This is a genomic window from Paenibacillus sp. sgz302114 (genome assembly GCF_056120345.1).
Window position 1 is genome coordinate 217,795 of the sequence record NZ_JBVYOI010000001.1, and the last position, 17,437, is coordinate 235,231.

Consider the following 17,437-nt stretch of genomic DNA (forward strand, 5'->3'; position numbering starts at 1 on the left):
ACGAAAGCCGGTTGCTCCGCTAAGGAACAACCGGCTTTCTATATGAACCGCAGACTATGAAGCCTTCTGTTGCACAATCTTATCTTCCTGCGGCTTCGTCTTCTTGATGAAGAAAGCAAGGAGGAGCGCTGCGGCTGTTAACCATGTTGCAATCGTGAAGGAGTGGTTAATGCCCGTTACGGTTGCATGCTGAATGACATCGGCCATCTTCACTTGATCCTTCGGATCAATCTTGCCGGCAATTGCAAGCTCTTTAGCTACGGAAGCTGCTTTGTTGGACATAATCGTTACGAGCAGCGCTGTACCTAATGCGCCGGCTACGTTACGAAGCGTTTGCGACATCGCGGAACCATGTGCGTTCAGTCGCTGCGGCAGCTGGTTGAGGCCTGCAGTTTGAATCGGCATCATGAGCATGGACATCCCGAACATACGAAGCGTGTAGGTAACAATCAGGTGCGCATAGGTTGTATCGACCGTGAGCGTGCTGAATTCGTAAGTTGTCAGCGCCGAAATGGTCAAGCCTGCAACAGCAAGCCAGCGTGCGCCGATCTTATCGAATATCATGCCCGTTACCGGCGACATAATACCCATCAAGATTGCGCCAGGAAGCAGCAGCAAGCCGGAATCGACAGGCGAGAAGCCGCGGATATTCTGCAGGTAGATCGGAAGCAGAACCATACCGGAATACATGGACATTGTAATGATGATGTTAATGATCGTTGTCAGCGAGAACATGCCGTATTTGAAGACGTTCAGCTCAAGGAGCGGCTTCTCGGCAGTCAGTTCACGCCATACGAAGAGCACAAGGGCGACCGCGCCTACGATAAGGCAGGCAATTACCGTTGAGCTATCCCAGCCGTCTGCGCCGGCATCGCTGAAGCCATACAGTATTCCGCCGAAACCGATAGTGGACAAGATGACGCCAAGCGTATCGAGCTTCGGAGTGGAGGTCTTCACAACGTTCTTCATGGAATATGCGCCATAAACAAATGCAAACAGCGAGAGTGGCAATATAATGTAGAAAAGAACATGCCACGAGTAGTGCTCAACAACATAACCGGATAGTGTAGGACCGATTGCTGGTGCACAGATCATTGCGATCCCCATCATGCCCATCGCTTTGCCGCGTTCGGCAACCGGGAAGATGGTTAGGAAGACGATGGTCATAAGCGGCATTAGAATGCCGGCTCCAGCGGCCTGAATGAGACGGCCGGAGAGCAAGAATGTAAAGTTCGGCGAGAAGGCACATATGATCGTACCGACTGCGAACAAGCCTGCTGCAGTAAGAAACAGCTTGCGTGTCGTAAACCGGGAAATTAGAAATGCGCTAATTGGTACAAGCACGCCGTTAACGAGCATGTAACCATTGATAAGCCACTGAATGGTGTTTTCATTGACGTTTAAATCCTTCATCATGCTCGGCAGCGCGACGTTAAGCAGTGTCTGGGCGAGCAGCGCGACGAACGCGGCTATGAGCAGCGACGCAACGATAGGGCCTCTTCGTAGAGCGTTTGAAGTAGCAGTTGTCACAATTAATCTTCCTTTCGAGTTTTCTCTAAGATGTGTACGATTTGTTTGTGGATGCGGAGCAAAGCGATTTGATCTTCAGCTGAAATTTGCATAAACGGCGTAACCCAATCCATCTTGCTATCCACTAATTTGTTCCAGATGTGCTCGCCTTTCTCTGCAAGCCTCAGCGTAACCGAACGCCGATCCGTAAGCGAACGTTCACGGCAGATGAGCTCTGCTTCTACCATGCGGTCAACAATCCCGCTTGTCGTACTGTTGCCAAGGTGCAGCTCATCGGATAAATCAGCCAGCTTCATCTCGGGATTGCAAGCCAGCGATCTCAGCACGAGAAATTGCTGTGGCGTAATACCGTGCTGCTGGGCGATCTTGAGGAGCATCTGATAATGGATTTGATGAATTTCGCGGAATGAATGCAAGATCTGCACGGTTCTCTCATAGTGCTGATCATCCATAAACATCAACCATCCTTGCCATAATCGTTCTTATCCAAATAGTTCGCATGCGAAGTATTATAAAACGATCCAACGACATATGTCAATATCGACATATATATTAATTTCATTTGACTAAAATGAAAGTTATCTTAGCTTTAGCCTGTCCAACATGGTGAATGAACTTTGCGATTTCTCTAAAATTGCGACAAAAGACCAATTTCCTGTCAGATTATTGTATAATCTCCGAAATGGATAATTTTCTCATGTAAGGGGTTCCAAGGTTTGAAGTACACTACTACTACGTGGTTCGAATAAGGAGTGAACGTTGTTGATAAAGCTCATGGTCATCGATGATGAACACTGGATTCGAGAAGGTTTAAAACAAACCATCGACTGGGAATCGTATGGCGTTCGATTTATGTGTGATGCCGAAGACGGAATAGAAGCGCTGAAGCTGATTGAAGAGAATCCGCCTGACATCATCATTTCTGATATAAGAATGCCTACAATGGATGGCATGGAATTGTTCAACGAGCTGAAGAATCGCGATATAGATGTAAAGGTAATCTTTATTAGCGGCTTCGACGATTTCGCCTATGCTCAGAAAGCCATCAAGCTGGGGGCAAGCGATTATATTCTCAAACCCATTGAAGAGGACGACCTTATTGCGGTCGTCGAGCGCTGCGTGGGCGAAATAAAGCAAAAGAATGAGATGAACTGCAAGATGGCGGAGCTGTCAGGCCGCATGAGGGAAAGTCTGCCCCTTGCTAAACAGAAGCATCTGGAAATGTGTTTGTCCCGTCCGATACCGGAGCAAGAATTGCTTTCCAAATGGGAGATGCTCCAAATTGATTTAAATCCGAACAAGCTGATTGTGTTATCGGCTGTTGTGCACGAGTGGGGAGACAGGCATCTCGATGAAACCGGCTGCTCGCTCTTGCGATATGCGATTGGCAATCTCATAGAGGAGATATTCAAGGAAGCTGAGATAAAGGCTTTGGCCTGTCCTTTGCATGATAACGAGTATTCAGATGTGGCGCTTATCGTCTCCTCTTGTAAACAGGATGTGAACGATCAATATTATGAAGTACTCGGCTGCGCGAATCGCGCCATAGAAGAAGCGTTCGAAGTTCTAGGCGTTCGGATAAGCATTGGAGCGAGCCAAATCGGAAATGGAAGATCGCTATTATTCACATTTAGGGAAGCGCTTACAAATAGCGTGGAATATTTGGCGCAAGGGACTGGTCAAATCTTCGGACCAACGGCAAATGACAACGAACCTCAGAACGTATTTGCTGTCAATGCTGTGGACGAGCCTTACAATGGCATGAAAGTCGAAGCGCTCGATACGGCTTGGCTCAATCGTATTTTCCACGCGATCAAGCTAAAGGATGAGGGCAAGCTGTCCGATCTTCTCGATCAACAGATCACACTGCTTCAGGATATGGTTCAGCAGACTTCTGCGCTGGCCGTTCGCCGTGAGATGAACACGCATATCGGTATGCTGCTGTCCAGATGGCAGGACATGTGCCAAGCGCGGAACGGCTCAGATTCGTGCGTGCTCATGTATCATCAGAAGCTCCAGCTATACCGCAGTCCGTTAAATAATTGGAAGCATGCCGTGATGAGCGCATTTCTTATGAAAGACACCAGTGCTTCTGGATATGGACAGAAATACACGATCGATTCGGCCCTTCAATTCATCCAAGATAATTATCATCTGGGGATCGGACTTAATCATGTCGCCAAACAGATCTATTTGAATCCCTCGTATCTTAGCCGAGTATTTCATGCCGAAGTGGGGGAAACGCTTAGCCGCTATTTGATACGCGTTCGGATCGCCAAAGCGAAGGAGCTGCTAGAACAAACCTCGCTCAAAATATATGAAGTGGCAGAACAGGTAGGCTACAGAGACTTCCGTTATTTTGTGAAAAATTTCAAAGAATTAGAAGGGATTACTCCTTCTCAATATCGTAATTACGGCGCATAGAAGGGAGAACTCATCCATGTGGTGGTTAAGCAGAAGCTCGAAGCTCCCTGCGGTTGGCGTGAAGGTGTTCTTAATTTACGTCGCCAGCATGTTGATTATCATTACGGTGATGGGCAGCTTATTTTATTATAAATCGACCAAGATGATAGAGAACAAATTTGGCGGTATGGCGCTTCAGAATGCGCAGCAAGTGGGCAAGAGGCTCGACAATCTATTGCAAGACTATGAGGACCGTTCACTGCTGATCGTTGGCAACAAGGAGATTCAGAAGCAGCTAAGCGGAAACTATAAATCCGAGCTTGAACGAATTCAGATCAATGACGCGAACACAGCCTTCTTATCGAATTGGGTCAATTCAAGAAATGACGTTTCCAATATTTATTTATTAGGCGAGAAAGGCTCTTCCTTCCGCTATTCGCCTAAGGACTCTTTTCCCGTCTATAATACCTTTTCCAACGAATATCAGGATAAAGACTGGTATAAGCAAATTCGGGAGGCGAACGGCCAGGTGGTTTACTTTGGCATTCGTCCTTCATTCGTTAATTGGAGCTCCAAGCTCGTATTCTGCTTCGGCAGAGTTGAGAAAAACTTCAGCAAGCGCGGTGAAGTTCTCGGCGTGCTGATCTACGAAATAGATCCGGCTGAGATCAAGGGGATGCTGTCGGAGATTGATTACAATGGGTCGGGCTCGAATGTCATCATCGACGGCAAGGGACAAATCGTAGGTGACCAAGACGGAATGCGGTTATCTAGCAGCCTTGACTTCACGCCTGCGGAAACAGATCAAGGGATTATTAGAAAAACGATGAACGGGGAACCAATGCTCCTCGTCTATAATCGGCTGGAAACGAACAATTGGACGCTCATTGGCATGCTTCGGCGTCAGGATCTCATGAAGGAGACCGCGGATATCAAGTGGTTCATGCTATCGCTTGTCGTGCTGTTCTCATTCATCGGTATTTTGTTTGCCGTTATTATGGCTACAACTGTACATAGGCCGCTCAAGAAGATGATCCAAGCTATGAACAAAGCAAAAACCGGTAATTTCGACGTGCAAATTGAAGACAAGCGCAAGGATGAATTCGGCTACATGTATAATCATTTCAACGAGATGGTTTCCCGTATTAAGGAACTTATCAATCAGCTTTATGTGCAAAAATTGCTAGAGCAAGGGCTTCAGCTTAAAATATTAGGTTCGCAAATTAACGCCCATTTTCTGTACAACACCCTCGATTCCATTCATTGGCTTGCGCGGATCCACAAGGTTAACGATATCAGCACGATGATATTCGGCCTGTCCAAGTATTTCCGGCTTAGCTTGAGCGAGGGCAGGGATGAGGTGAATGTCAGCCAGATCGTTCAACTGCTGGACAGCTATATGACGATTCAGAAGGTTCGTTACAAGGATAAGTTTGAGCTTCATATGCATGTTGATCCGTCGCTTGAGGAGTACAAAGTGCTCAAATATATTTTTCAGCCGCTTGTTGAGAATGCGATTTATCACGGGCTCGAGAAGAAACGGGGCAAAGGGAGGCTTGATGTCGCCTTTACCCGGGAGGGCGAATGTCTCAAGTTTATCGTTACAGACGATGGAGCAGGGATTGGACCGGATAAGCTCTCAGAACTGCGGCTTCTGTTGTGCGGCGAGGGGGCGAAGGAGCAGCATCGTCATTTTGGCCTGCGAAATATTCATTCCCAAATTCAGATCGCTTACGGGATGAAGTACGGCCTTGAGATTAAGAGCCATTTAGGGCAAGGGACCGAGGTTGCGATGACAATCCCGCTTATGGCGTGATATGAGTATGAGTTAAGGGGATGTATTTGATGAAAATGCTTGTGCATCGAGGTAAGGCTTCTATTGTGTACCTAGTCGTTCTCATGTGTTTCATCTTCGTATTCATGTATGCTTGTTCCGACAGCGGATCGATTACGAGCCCGTCGGCAGCCACAGGGCAGGCTGCTATAGATCCGGACATGGCGAGCGATGTGCCGAGAAGCGGCAATCCAGTAACCATCAGCTTCTGGTTTCCTTGGGGCGGCGGGTTTCAAAATGAATTCTATGAGACAGTTGTGAGGCCATTCGAGGAGGCTAATCCGGATATTCGCGTCAAAATGACCTTTGTCGAGAACTCCGACAATTCGCAAGTATCGGACAAGTTATTAACGGCTATCGCAGGCGGTCAGGCGCCGGACGTCGCGATGTTTGACCGGTTCGCAGTTGGCGAATGGGCGGCTATGGGCGCTTTAGAGGACTTGTCTAATCAAGTGAACCGAGATGGAATGGCTTCGATTTATTACCCGAACGTGTGGGAAGAAACGCAATTTGGCGGCAGAACTTACGCCCTTCCTTGGAATGTAGACAGCCGGGCAATGTACTATAACAAATCGCTCATGGAGGAAGCGGGCCTCGATCCGAATAAGCCTCCCCATACGATTGCCGAGTTAGATGCAATGGCGGAGAAAATGTACAAGCTGAATAAACAAGGCTTTTATGATCAAGTAGGCTTTATCCCTTGGCAGGCTCAAGGATTCTTATATACACATGGTTGGAATTTCGGCGGCGAGTGGGAGAAGGAAGGACAGCTCACGCCTAACGATCCCCATATTGTGCAAGCGCTGGAATGGATGCAAGGTTACGCCAGAAAGTATGGAGTGAAGCAGCTAGCCGGCTTTACGGATTCGATGAGAGAAACGGGCCGAAATCCGTTTGTAAGCGGCAGAATCGGGTTTATGTATGAGGGAAACTGGCTGCTAAACGATATGGACGATGCGAGATTCGATTGGGGTATTGCCCCGATGCCTACGTCGGATGGAAACGGAAATGTTACATGGTCGGGCGGATGGTCGTTTGTCATGCCAAAAGGAGCGAAGCACCAGGAGCAAGCTTGGCGATTTATTAAATTCGTCGCGGGCAAAGAAGGCTCGATGCTCTGGACGGGGCGTTCAGGCGGTACAAACGATTTGGCGAGCATTCCAGAAGTGAACGAGCGGCTTGGTCAGAATAAGAAGGAGCATTTGGACGTATTCGTCCAGCTGCTTGAGCATGCCCATATTCGTCCGGTTTCGCCAATTGGCGGGTATATGTGGCAAGAAATGTATAAAGTGCAGAATCTCGCGGTCAAGTTGCAGGGCAGTCCAAAAGCACTGCTGGAAGAGATGAAGAAGCACATTGATACCGAACTAAAGGAAGAAAACTTGGATGGACAAATCAAGTCGGAAAGCTCGCCTATCAGTTTATAACCCTTGCTTATGTGTGATTTCTTTACTAGCAGCCTGATGAAGTAAAAAGACTACACAAAACGCAAACTTAGTCACATTAACCTTTCTTATAAAAGCGTTTACAATTGAATGGATAAGTTGAAACGTTTGGCTAAATCGAATGCTGGGAGGCTTGCTAATGGAGTAAACCTATTGGAGTGTTCGTAATATAAGGCTTCTTGAAGAAGGGAAGATTGACTCCAAAGATAGAGAGGTGATGTCTCTTGAAACGGCAATGGTTATTTGCATTGAAACGGAAGAAGGTCATGCTTGTAACGATCACGCTATTCGTCCTATCAGCCACCATCGCAGGTAATCCGCAATCTTATGCCAGCGAACGGCTGCGGGACCGTAACCAGAATCAAGGCATTGCTGGGGCGGATATGTCATTGCTCTCGAACGATGAGATTTTGCAGCCAACCTACGGGAAGACGCTCGCTGAATATGTGCAGAAGGGCTACAAACCCGCCAAGGGAACCGAGCTTATCATTAATGCGAACGATTACTCGGCATTCGAAGGCGCCAAGCCTGGGATGAAAACGGTCGATGGCCATGCGGATGCTCTCGTCTGGGAGAAGGATACTACATCGCTTCAATGGACCTTCAATGTTCCGTCCGACGGTCTATACAATCTGAATGTCAATTATTACCCGCTGGAAGGCAAAAGGATGCCGATCCAGCGCGAGCTGCTCATTGACGGGAAGAGTCCCTTCCGCGAGGCGCAGCGTATTTATTTCATGCGAAGCTGGAAAGATTTCGGCGACCCGGCTCAGAACAATCAAGGCGACGACGTCCGGCCGAAGCAGGTCGAGAAGCCTGTGTGGATGGAGCTTCCGATATCGGACGGCAACGGACAGTATGCAGAGCCTTTTCAATATTATCTGACCGCAGGCAAGCACGTTGTGCGTTTCAACTATTTGGACGAGCCGGTTGCACTCGGAGATATTAGCGTCACAGCGCCGGAACAAGTGCCGTCCTATAAAAACGTAGAAAAGACCTATCAGAAGAATGGCTATAAGCAAGTTGATGAGGTCAACGTGAAAGTGCAAGCGGAGGACAACCCGATCAAATCCGATCCGACCATCCGCAGGGAATCGAACGGCGATCCGTTAATGGAACCGGCGGGGAACGGAAGAATCAAGCTGAACGCATTCGGCGACTGGCGCTGGAGAAAAGGCGGCCAGAAAGCAGCTTGGACATTCACGGTTCCGAAGGACGGATTATATAAGATCGGTCTCAAATTCGGACAATGGTGGGGCGATGGGCTTCCATCCTATCGTCAAATTCTCATAGACGGTAAAGTGCCTTTCAAAGAGCTGGAAGAGTATCCGTTCACTTACTCCCGCAACTGGAGAATCGAAACACTCCATGATCAGAGCGGCAATAAGGATCCATTGCTCTTCTACTTGCCCGCAGGCGAGCACACGATCACAATGGTAGCCGAGACTGGCCCTTATCGTGGCATTATCGAAGGGTTGACGGCGGATACGCAGAAGCTCTCTGACTTGTACAGACGAATCATTATGATAACAGGCCCTACGCCAGACCCGAACTTTGAATACGAGCTCGGGAAGAAAGCGCCGGAGCTGATTGACAATTTGAAGGTAATCGCGGATGACATTGGGGTACAGATGGATGCGCTGAGCGCCATATCCGAGGATGAACCGAGTACGGTTAACAGCTTGCGGATGATCAAGTCGACATTCGAGAAAATGGTCCGCAATCCCGATTCGATTCCAAGGCAATTGTCGGAGCTCGCAAACAGCCAGACCAATCTCAGCACGCTCTTGATGGGGCTGCAGAATGTGCCGCTCATCATGGACTATCTGTTGATTAGCGCTCCGGATACCCATTATCCGAACGTGAAGTCGAACTTCTTCCAGAAGTCGGTCAGCACGATCAAGAACTTCTTTGCCTCCTTTACGAAGGACTATACGGGAGTAGGCAGCGTTTACACCGATGGCGGAAACGTAAAGGAAGATGCACCGGTTCTTAATGTATGGGTGGCGAGAGGTAAAGAGTGGGCGGAGATTATGAAGGAGATGGCGGAGGAAGAATTCACGCCGGAAACCGGTATTCGCATCAATGTGAACACGCTGCCAGCCGGCCAGCTGAATTCAGGCGCGGTCAATACGCTGCTCTTATCTGCGAGCTCGGGGCATGCACCGGACGTCGCAACTGGCGTCGAAGCGCATTTGCCGGTTGAATTCGCCATCCGGGACGCTTCGGTCGATCTGTCTCAATTCCCGGATTATAAGGAAGTCAGCAAACGATTCCTTCCGGGCTCATTGATTCCTTTTCAATATAGTGGCGGCAGCTACGCGCTTCCGGAGAACCAGGATTTCAACGTGCTTGTGTATCGGAAGGATATTTTGAAGGAGCTTGGCCTCAGCGTGCCGCAGACGTGGGATGACGTGTACGCCATGCTGCCTGTCCTGCAGCAGAACGGGATGCAGATGTATTATCCGATCACATCGCTAGGCTTCATGCCATTCCTGTATCAGAACGGCGGGGAATACTACCGCGACAACGGCAAGAAGTCTGCGCTGGATACGCCGGAAGCATTCCAAGCCTTTACCGAGTGGACGGAGCTCTACACCAATTACAAGTTCCCGGTTCAGGCGAACTTCTTCAACCGCTTCCGCACAGGCGAAATGCCAATCGGCATATGCGATTACCAGACCTATGTCCTGCTCTCAACGGCTGCGCCAGAGCTTGTCGGCCGCTGGGGGATCGCGCCTTCTCCGGGACATAAGAAGGAAGACGGATCTATCGACCGCACGAGCGGCGGCGCCGCGCAATCGGTAGCAATCTTCAAGCAATCTACGCATCAGAAGGAAGCATGGGAGTTTCTGAAATGGTGGACGAGCAAGGACAGCCAAGTCCAGTTCGGCCAGGAGCTGGAGGCGCTGCTAGGCGTCGAGGCTCGCTGGAATACCGCCAACGTAGAGGCCTTCACCGATCTTCCTTGGCCGGATGATGACTTGAAAGCACTAACGGATCAATGGAAGTTCTATAAGGAACAGCCATACGTGCTCGGTGGCTACTTCACGGGACGTAATATCGACAACGCATGGAACCGGGTCGTTCTCGGCGGCGAGAACACGCGGGAGTCGTTCGAGAAAGGCATCAAAGATATTAATAAAGAACTGGCAGCCAAGCAGAAAGAGTTCGGCGTGGGACCGGAGTAGAGGAGGAGTGCTATGGAAAGCAGTTTGGAAGTGAACAATCCGATTCAGCTGACGGCACAGAAAGCGAGCCGGTTCAAATTAACGAATGCGATGAAGAAGAACGCGCTGAGCTATTTATTCTTAAGTCCGTTCCTCATTCTGTTTATTGTCTTCACGGTTATTCCTGTCGTCCAATCCATTTATTTGAGTTTCACCTATTACAACATGCTGCAACCGGCGAAATGGATCGGACTGTCGAATTACAGCGTCTTGTTCCTGGAAGATGATATATTCATCAAGTCGCTCAAGAACACGTTTGTCTTCGCGGTCATCGCGGGTCCTCTCAGCTATTGTTTATCGTTTATGCTTGCATGGGTTATTAACTCGCTGCGTGCCAGGATGCTCTTCTCTCTGGCATTCTACGTGCCGTCCATTACGAGCGGCATCGCGTTATCGATCGTCTGGCTATATATCTTCTCCGGCGACAGATACGGCCTATTAAACAACCTGATGCTTAGCTGGGGGATGATCTCCGAGCCGATTCTATGGACGACGGATCCGGATACGATCATGCCGGTCATTATCATCGTATCCCTCTGGATGAGTATGGGAACCGGCTTCCTCGTCTTCCTCGCCGGCTTGCAGAATGTCTCGCCGGAGCTGTATGAAGCGGGATCGATTGACGGCATATCAGGCAAGTTCCAGGAATTATGGTATATTACGCTGCCTCTGATGAAGCCGCAGCTGCTGTTCGGCGCCGTCAACTCCATTGTGGCCGCTTTCGGCGTGTTCGATATTGCAGTGGCCATGGCCGGGATGCCGAGTCCGAACTATGCGGGGCATACGATTATCTCACATCTCTTTGACTATGCATTCATTCGCTTCGAGCTAGGATATGCGTCTGCCATTGCGGTATTCCTGTTCTTCGTCACGTTGGGCTTGGGACGTATCGTTATGAGATTGTTATCATCTAAAGATCAATAGGGGGCCAAAGGACGTGACGATGAGCTATACGAAATTTGCAGCCCGCTTCAGCAGGGGATTGCTATACCTGTTTATGATTGCCTTAGTCGGCTTTACGGCTCTGCCTATCATTTATATGATCTCTACGGCGTTTAAGCCGCTTGATGAGCTCTTCTTATACCCACCGAGATTTTTCGTGCAAAAGCCGACCATGCGCAATTTTTTCGATTTGCTCACGGCGACTGACAGCTCGGTTGTTCCGTTCTCCCGTTATATCTTCAACAGCGTATTCGTTTCATGCGCGATCGTGGGGCTGAGCCTCGTCGTCTGCAGTCTAGGCGCGTACGTGCTGTCTAAGCACAAACCGCCGGGCGCGAAATTCATCTTTGCCGTCATTCTGTCAGCGCTCATGTTCGCGCCACAAGTTACGCAAATTCCGACTTATCTGATTGTGTCGGGCCTTGGACTTGTAAACTCGTACTGGGCGTTGATATTGCCTAAGGTCGCTGTTGCTTTCAACATCTTCCTGATGAAGCAGTTCTTCGACCAGATTCCGGATGCCTTGATCGAAGCAGCACATATCGACGGCGCATCGGAATGGAGAATTTTCTGGAGAGTCATTATGGCGGTCAGTAAGCCGGCTTGGGCGACGCTAATCATTTTCTCGTTCATTGCCAACTGGAATGACTACTTCTCGGCGCTTGTATTCACGACGAGCGAGTCGATGAAGACACTACCGCTGGCGATCCAGACGCTAGCTGGGGGACCGGGTGTCGTTGCGCGGTCCGGCGCTCTTGCAGCCGGCACCTTCTTGATTACTCTTCCGCCAATCTTGATCTTTCTTCTGTTCCAAAAGCTGGTCATGAATACGATGGTGTATTCAGGGATCAAATCATAGGGAGGCGGTTGCAATGTTAAAACGGATTGCGGTGGGCATCATCGGCTGCCTGCTGCTTCTGGCCGGCGCTTTGCCCGCCTATGCAGCTCCGCAGTTGTCGTATACCTTTGATCCGATGCATGGATACAAAATTCCGATACCGCTTACGTATACGGTGAACAAGGTCATCCTGGACGTGGGCAAGGTTGGCTTAAACAAGCCGAACGACTTATTCATTGATGACAAGGGGATTCTCTATGTAGCCGATACCGGCAATAACCGTATCGTGAAACTGAGTGCGGACGGGAAGGTTCTTGGAATCTTCGGCAAAGAGCAAGGTGTCGTACTGAACGAGCCGAACGGGATCTACGTCGATCAATTCGGCGATATGTTCGTGGCGGATACCGGCAGCAAGAAAGTTATCCATCTTTCGCCGGAAGGAAAGTTCGTCGAGGATTTCGGCAAGCCGGAGTCGAGCCTGCTCCGCGCTGACCTTGAGTTCGCGCCGGATAAAGTCATTATGGACCGACGCGGTTACTTATACGTGTTGAACAAGAACGATTACGCCGGATTTATGATGATTGACGCGCTGGACCGGTTTCGGGGCTATATCGGGGCTAACCGCGTTCCGTTCGATTGGAAGAGGCTGCTGGTCCGATTGCTTGCTACGCCAGAACAGAGAGAGCAGCTAAACAATGCGGTTCCGGCGCAAAACTCGAATTTGACCTTGGATAGCAAAGGCTTTATCTATACGCCTACCGTTCTGATCGACAAGGATCAGATCAAGAAGTTCAACGCGATGGGCGAAAACATTTATGCGAAGAAGTTTTTCGGCGAATCATCAATTGCCAGCGGAGCATTGGAGAATCCATATTTCGTTGACGTTGCAATCGACCAGTACGGAGTCGTGAACGCGCTCGATGCGATGTCCCGGAAGATTTACCAGTATGACCAAGAAGGCAGCCTGCTTGCGGTATTTGGTGGGCAAGGGGATACGAAGAGCCGCTTTGAATATCCGTCCAGTATCGTTGTCGACAAGTCGGGTAACCTTTACGTGCTCGACCGAGACCGCAACAATATTCAAATTTTTGAACCGACGCGCTTTGCGGAGCTCGTCCATCAGGCCAGCCAGCTCTATTTCAACGGTCGTTATCAGGAAGCGTTTGCTCCCTGGCAGGAAGTTTTGAAGATCGACGAGAACTTCCCGCTCGCTCACCGAGGCGTGGCGAAAGCGCTGATGAAAGAAGAGAAATGGAAAGAGGCAATGAAGGAATTTAAGTTGGGCGGGGACCAGGACGGCTATTCCAAGGCTTTTGCCGAATACAGGCATGACCTCATGCGCGAGTACCTCGGCTGGATCCTTATCGCGATTGCCGCTCTCGTATATGTCATCTACCTGATCGTCAAATTTATGATCCGCATCACCAATACCGTCATTAGGAGGTATGGCTTTTGAACAGAACAGCGGAAATCAAACAATCGGGCTTTCGCTCGCTGCGGCTTGGAGTCGCAGTATTATTCCATCCGATAGACGGTTTTGAGGAGATTCAGAAAACGAGAAGCTTGATAACGGCTTTCGTGCTCATTCTGCTCACCCTTTGCGTCAGAGTCGTCACGATCTACATGACAAGCTTCCATATTACTTCGCTTCAGCCCGAGGACGCCAATTTAAACTTGGAGCTCATCCGCTTCGTTGCGCCGCTGATTTCGGGAGTCATCGCCTGTTATTTGATTACGACGATTATGGATGGCGAGTCTCACTTCAGCCAAGTGCTGACGGCGATGTCGTACGCTTTAATCCCGTATATCGTATTCTCAATCCCGCTTTCAGCATTATCAATCATCCTATCCAGAGAAGAACTCGGCCTCTATAACAGTATTGATTCTCTGATCTGGATTTGGGTTGCTCTGCTTATCTTCATTCAATTGAAAGTGCTCAACGACTATACGTTCAAGAAGGCAGTCGGCGTCATGCTGTTAGTCCTTTTCGCGTTCGTCACCTTCTGGGGGACGGTAGGACTGGCATTCGCGCTGACGAACCATGTTCTGCAATTCGCACACGAAATTATGGTTGAAATACGATACTTGGCGAACAATTAGGGGGGCCCATGAATACGAGAACAGCCAAACGAACCATCTATTATGGAGCTGTTAGCTTGATTGTCGCGGCGCTTGTGTTCTTGGCTTATCCCTCGGTGAGAAGCGCCATCGACCGTGCGAATCAGGAGATGCATCCGCAGAGCGCCGCGGCGCAAGCTGCGGATGATACCTCGGTTCAAGCGGGGCAGCAGCAAGGCAGTTTCGAGAAGATTGCCGAAACGGACCGCCTTGAGCTGTTCTTCCGCTCATCCGACTCCGCCATTCAGGTCAAGGATAAGAGCAACGGGCATGTATGGAATTCGGCCGTCCCGATCAAACAGGCCGTCACGGACGGGAATGAGCTGTGGTCAGCGAGCAGCCAGTCCATCTTTCACATGACGTACACGGATCCTGAAGCTCCGACGTTAGAAACGCTGGACACCAACTCGGCTATCGAACAGCCGGTTATTAAGACGACCCCGCTGGATAACGGAATATCCGTGCATTATGAGCTGCAAGCGCTCAAGATGAGCTTTGATATGAGCTTTACGTTGAAGGATAATGCCCTCGAGGTCAAAGTGCCGGGGAAATCGATTCAAGAGTCGAACAGTTTCTGGGTGATGTCGATATCCCCTCTTCCTTTCTTCGGAGCGGCTACGGACCATGATCAAGGCTATGCCGTTTATCCGGACGGACCTGGCGCATTGTCGATCTTCAAAGCGAACCATCCGAGCTACCTGGACCCATACCGCGCAAGCGTATATGGACCTGATGTCATTAATTTCGACAGCTACAGATCGCAACAGAACGCTATGCTGCCAATCTTCGGTTTGAAGGTGAACAACAACGCATTCCTCGGCATGATTACTGAGGGCGAATACGATGCCAACATTCTGTATGGTCCGAGCGGCTATTTGATTAATCTGAACCGCGTATCCTCCGAGCTTGTCTACAGGCGCGGATATGAAGCGGTGAAGAAGAACGGCAACTTGGCTAAGAAGGCTGAGAAGCAGCTGCTGCGGGAAGATCATACGATCCGCTACGTCTTCTTCAGCGACAAGGAAGCCGATTACGGCCATATGGCCTCGGCATACCGGGAGTTTCTGGTCAAGGAGCAGGGGGTTACTCCTCGTATTCAGAAGGGCGATTCGATTCCATTCGGGCTTGATTTGCTTACGGGAATCAAGAAGGACCAAATCTTGTTTGACCATTTCATCCCGACGACAACCTTCGATGAGGCGCAGGATATTATGGCAGACTTGAAGAAGCAAGGCGCAACCGGGATCTCTGCCAATTTGCTTGGTTGGACAGGGCGAGGATATTTATCATACCCTTCGGGGTATAAGCCGGCTTCCAAGCTTGGCGGTACATCCGGATTGCAGAAATTAAGCGACTTTGCCAAAAAGAATAACATTCAGCTGTTCCTGCAGGATGACTATGTAGATGCTTGGGCTGGCATCGATGGGTACTCGACGCGAGATGACGTCGCAGTCGGAGCCAATCATTTTGCCATAACAGACCGTTACAGCTCGCAATACTATCTGAATGCGGCTAAGCAGAATGCAAGATTTGAAGACAATGTGCTGGATCCGCTTCGCAAGCTGAATATCTCTGGCATTAATTTCGATGCTATCGGATATACGGACTTCTTCGACTATAACAAGGATCATCCGCTCACAAGGGAAGGAACAGCCAAACAGTGGACCGAGATGATGGAGAAGTCGGTGAAGCAGTTCGGTGGCGCGGCATCAATCGGAGGTAACGGCTACACACTTAAAAATTCGTCGCGCTTGTTCGCCATTCCGATGGATGACAGCGGCTTCTTCTTCACCGATGAGACGATTCCATTCTATCAGATGGTCGTGCACGGGCTGATCCCTTACTCGGGCGATCCACAAAATCTATTCTATGATCCGCAGATGCAATATCTGAAGATGGTGGAATACGGCTACATGCCTTACTATCAGTTCACGATGAACTACTCGGAAGACCTGAAAGACACTTATTACAGCGATCTGTTCAGCTCGTCATATAAGAGATGGGTCGAAAAATCCATGAAGCAGTATAAAGAAATGAACGAGAAGCTGCAGCCTGTTTGGTCGCAAGCCATGACCGGACATCGCGAGCTCCAGAAGGATGTATACGAGGTCGAGTATGAAGATGGCACGCGCGTAATCGTCAATTATACGCCTCGCGAGGTTAAGGTCGGAAATTCCGTCGTGCCGGATAAGAACTTCATCGTCGTGAAGGGAGGGGAATAACCATGAGGCGTAGATTAAGCCTGGAACGTAAGAAGATGCTTGCAGGGTACGTATATATCGCTCCATGGGCGATCGGATTCGCGCTGTTCATGTTGTTTCCGCTCGCATATTCCCTCTATCTTGGCTTTCATGAGGTGGTAGGAGTCGGCGACTTCAAGCTGACAAGTGTCGGTTGGGACAATTTCAAGAAAGCCTTCGTGCTCGATACGAACTTCGTTCCGCTCTTCATATCTGTCGTACAGGATGCGCTCATTAATACACCTCTGATCATTGTGTTCTCGCTGATCATATCCATTATGTTGAATCATAACATTCGGGGACGTGCTTTCTTCCGGGCTGCATTCTTCCTTCCTGTCTTGATCGGCTCCGGTCTTGCGATGCAGCAGCTGCTGTATGCAGGTGTAGGCAAGGACACGTTAGTGAACGGGATCGGCGTGCCGGATGAAGTGTTTCTTTATATGGGACCGACCTTCTCTCAGATCGTCTTCGATATGCTGAGCAGGCTGACCGTCATCTTCTGGAAGACCGGCGTGCAAATTCTGCTTTTCCTTGCAGGACTTCAAGGCATTCCGGTTTCTCTCTATGAGTCATCCAGATGCGACGGGGCAACGGAGTGGGAGATGTTCTGGAAGATTACGCTCCCGCTCATGACGCCGATTATTCTGCTCAATCTGGTATACACCTGTGTCGATTCCTTCACGGATATTAACAACCGCATGATGGTGTACATTAAAGATACGGCTTTTACGAAGATCGAGATGGGGTACTCTTCCGCCTTGGGATGGATTTACTTCCTATTTATTTTCGTTCTTCTCGTTCTCGTGTTTGCGTCGACTAGACGTCTGGTTGTATACACAGGAGAAAAATAATATGAG

At 49.5% G+C, this 17,437-nt stretch carries 12 protein-coding genes; 10 read left to right on the forward strand and 2 right to left on the reverse strand.

Annotated features, from left to right (window positions below; translation table 11 throughout):
* Positions 1 to 54 precede the first annotated feature (54 nt).
* Both AC0LWF_RS00965 and AC0LWF_RS00970 read right to left on the reverse strand, forming a co-directional pair.
* On the reverse strand, positions 55 to 1,530 hold the full coding sequence (locus AC0LWF_RS00965) for a DHA2 family efflux MFS transporter permease subunit (RefSeq protein ID WP_474649711.1): 1,476 nt from the start codon (positions 1,528 to 1,530) through the stop codon (positions 55 to 57).
* Positions 1,531 to 1,532: 2 nt separating this feature from the next.
* Positions 1,533 to 1,982 carry a MarR family winged helix-turn-helix transcriptional regulator gene (locus AC0LWF_RS00970; RefSeq protein ID WP_474649712.1) on the reverse strand — a complete coding sequence of 150 codons (450 nt, stop codon included), beginning with the start codon at positions 1,980 to 1,982 and terminating at the stop codon, positions 1,533 to 1,535.
* Positions 1,983 to 2,292: 310 nt separating this feature from the next.
* On the opposite strand from AC0LWF_RS00970, the gene AC0LWF_RS00975 reads away from it, so the two are divergent.
* From AC0LWF_RS00975 to AC0LWF_RS01020, 10 genes are all read left to right on the forward strand, one after another.
* Positions 2,293 to 3,954, forward strand: a complete 1,662-nt coding sequence (locus tag AC0LWF_RS00975; protein WP_474649713.1) for a response regulator transcription factor — start codon at positions 2,293 to 2,295, stop codon at positions 3,952 to 3,954.
* Between the two features lie 16 nt (positions 3,955 to 3,970).
* Positions 3,971 to 5,749 (forward strand): sensor histidine kinase, encoded by a 1,779-nt coding sequence (locus tag AC0LWF_RS00980; protein ID WP_474649714.1) that lies wholly within the window; start codon positions 3,971 to 3,973, stop codon positions 5,747 to 5,749.
* 29 nt (positions 5,750 to 5,778) lie between these two features.
* The gene (locus AC0LWF_RS00985; RefSeq protein WP_474649715.1) at positions 5,779 to 7,194 is read left to right on the forward strand and encodes an ABC transporter substrate-binding protein; all 1,416 of its coding nucleotides are present in this window, start codon (positions 5,779 to 5,781) and stop codon (positions 7,192 to 7,194) included.
* Between the two features lie 242 nt (positions 7,195 to 7,436).
* Positions 7,437 to 10,403, forward strand: coding sequence for an extracellular solute-binding protein (locus AC0LWF_RS00990; RefSeq protein WP_474649716.1), 2,967 nt, complete (start codon positions 7,437 to 7,439; stop codon positions 10,401 to 10,403).
* Between the two features lie 12 nt (positions 10,404 to 10,415).
* Positions 10,416 to 11,366: a carbohydrate ABC transporter permease gene (locus AC0LWF_RS00995; protein WP_474649717.1), complete on the forward strand. Its 951-nt coding sequence runs from the start codon at positions 10,416 to 10,418 to the stop codon at positions 11,364 to 11,366.
* Between the two features lie 19 nt (positions 11,367 to 11,385).
* The gene (locus AC0LWF_RS01000) at positions 11,386 to 12,243 is read left to right on the forward strand and encodes a carbohydrate ABC transporter permease (protein ID WP_474650443.1); all 858 of its coding nucleotides are present in this window, start codon (positions 11,386 to 11,388) and stop codon (positions 12,241 to 12,243) included.
* A 13-nt stretch (positions 12,244 to 12,256) separates the two neighbouring features.
* Complete coding sequence (locus AC0LWF_RS01005) at positions 12,257 to 13,678, forward strand: hypothetical protein (RefSeq protein WP_474649718.1); 1,422 nt, start codon at positions 12,257 to 12,259, stop codon at positions 13,676 to 13,678.
* Positions 13,675 to 14,322 carry a Yip1 family protein gene (locus AC0LWF_RS01010; RefSeq protein WP_474649719.1) on the forward strand — a complete coding sequence of 216 codons (648 nt, stop codon included), beginning with the start codon at positions 13,675 to 13,677 and terminating at the stop codon, positions 14,320 to 14,322. The genes AC0LWF_RS01005 and AC0LWF_RS01010 overlap by 4 nt, the downstream gene beginning before the upstream one ends.
* 8 nt (positions 14,323 to 14,330) lie before the next feature.
* Positions 14,331 to 16,562 carry a DUF5696 domain-containing protein gene (locus tag AC0LWF_RS01015; protein WP_474649720.1) on the forward strand — a complete coding sequence of 744 codons (2,232 nt, stop codon included), beginning with the start codon at positions 14,331 to 14,333 and terminating at the stop codon, positions 16,560 to 16,562.
* 2 nt (positions 16,563 to 16,564) lie between these two features.
* Positions 16,565 to 17,431 carry a carbohydrate ABC transporter permease gene (locus tag AC0LWF_RS01020; protein ID WP_474649721.1) on the forward strand — a complete coding sequence of 289 codons (867 nt, stop codon included), beginning with the start codon at positions 16,565 to 16,567 and terminating at the stop codon, positions 17,429 to 17,431.
* Positions 17,432 to 17,437: the final 6 nt, after the last annotated feature.

What these genes read in the sequence shown, in the direction of transcription:
- AC0LWF_RS00970 (WP_474649712.1), bottom strand. Translation starts at nt 1,982, where the DNA reads ATGGATGATCAGCACTATGAGAGAACCGTGCAGATCTTGCATTCATTC.
- AC0LWF_RS00980 (WP_474649714.1), top strand. Translation starts at nt 3,971, where the DNA reads ATGTGGTGGTTAAGCAGAAGCTCGAAGCTCCCTGCGGTTGGCGTGAAG.
- AC0LWF_RS00985 (WP_474649715.1), top strand. Translation starts at nt 5,779, where the DNA reads ATGAAAATGCTTGTGCATCGAGGTAAGGCTTCTATTGTGTACCTAGTC.
- AC0LWF_RS00995 (WP_474649717.1), top strand. Translation starts at nt 10,416, where the DNA reads ATGGAAAGCAGTTTGGAAGTGAACAATCCGATTCAGCTGACGGCACAG.
- AC0LWF_RS01000 (WP_474650443.1), top strand. Translation starts at nt 11,386, where the DNA reads ATGAGCTATACGAAATTTGCAGCCCGCTTCAGCAGGGGATTGCTATAC.
- AC0LWF_RS01005 (WP_474649718.1), top strand. Translation starts at nt 12,257, where the DNA reads ATGTTAAAACGGATTGCGGTGGGCATCATCGGCTGCCTGCTGCTTCTG.
- AC0LWF_RS01015 (WP_474649720.1), top strand. Translation starts at nt 14,331, where the DNA reads ATGAATACGAGAACAGCCAAACGAACCATCTATTATGGAGCTGTTAGC.
- AC0LWF_RS01020 (WP_474649721.1), top strand. Translation starts at nt 16,565, where the DNA reads ATGAGGCGTAGATTAAGCCTGGAACGTAAGAAGATGCTTGCAGGGTAC.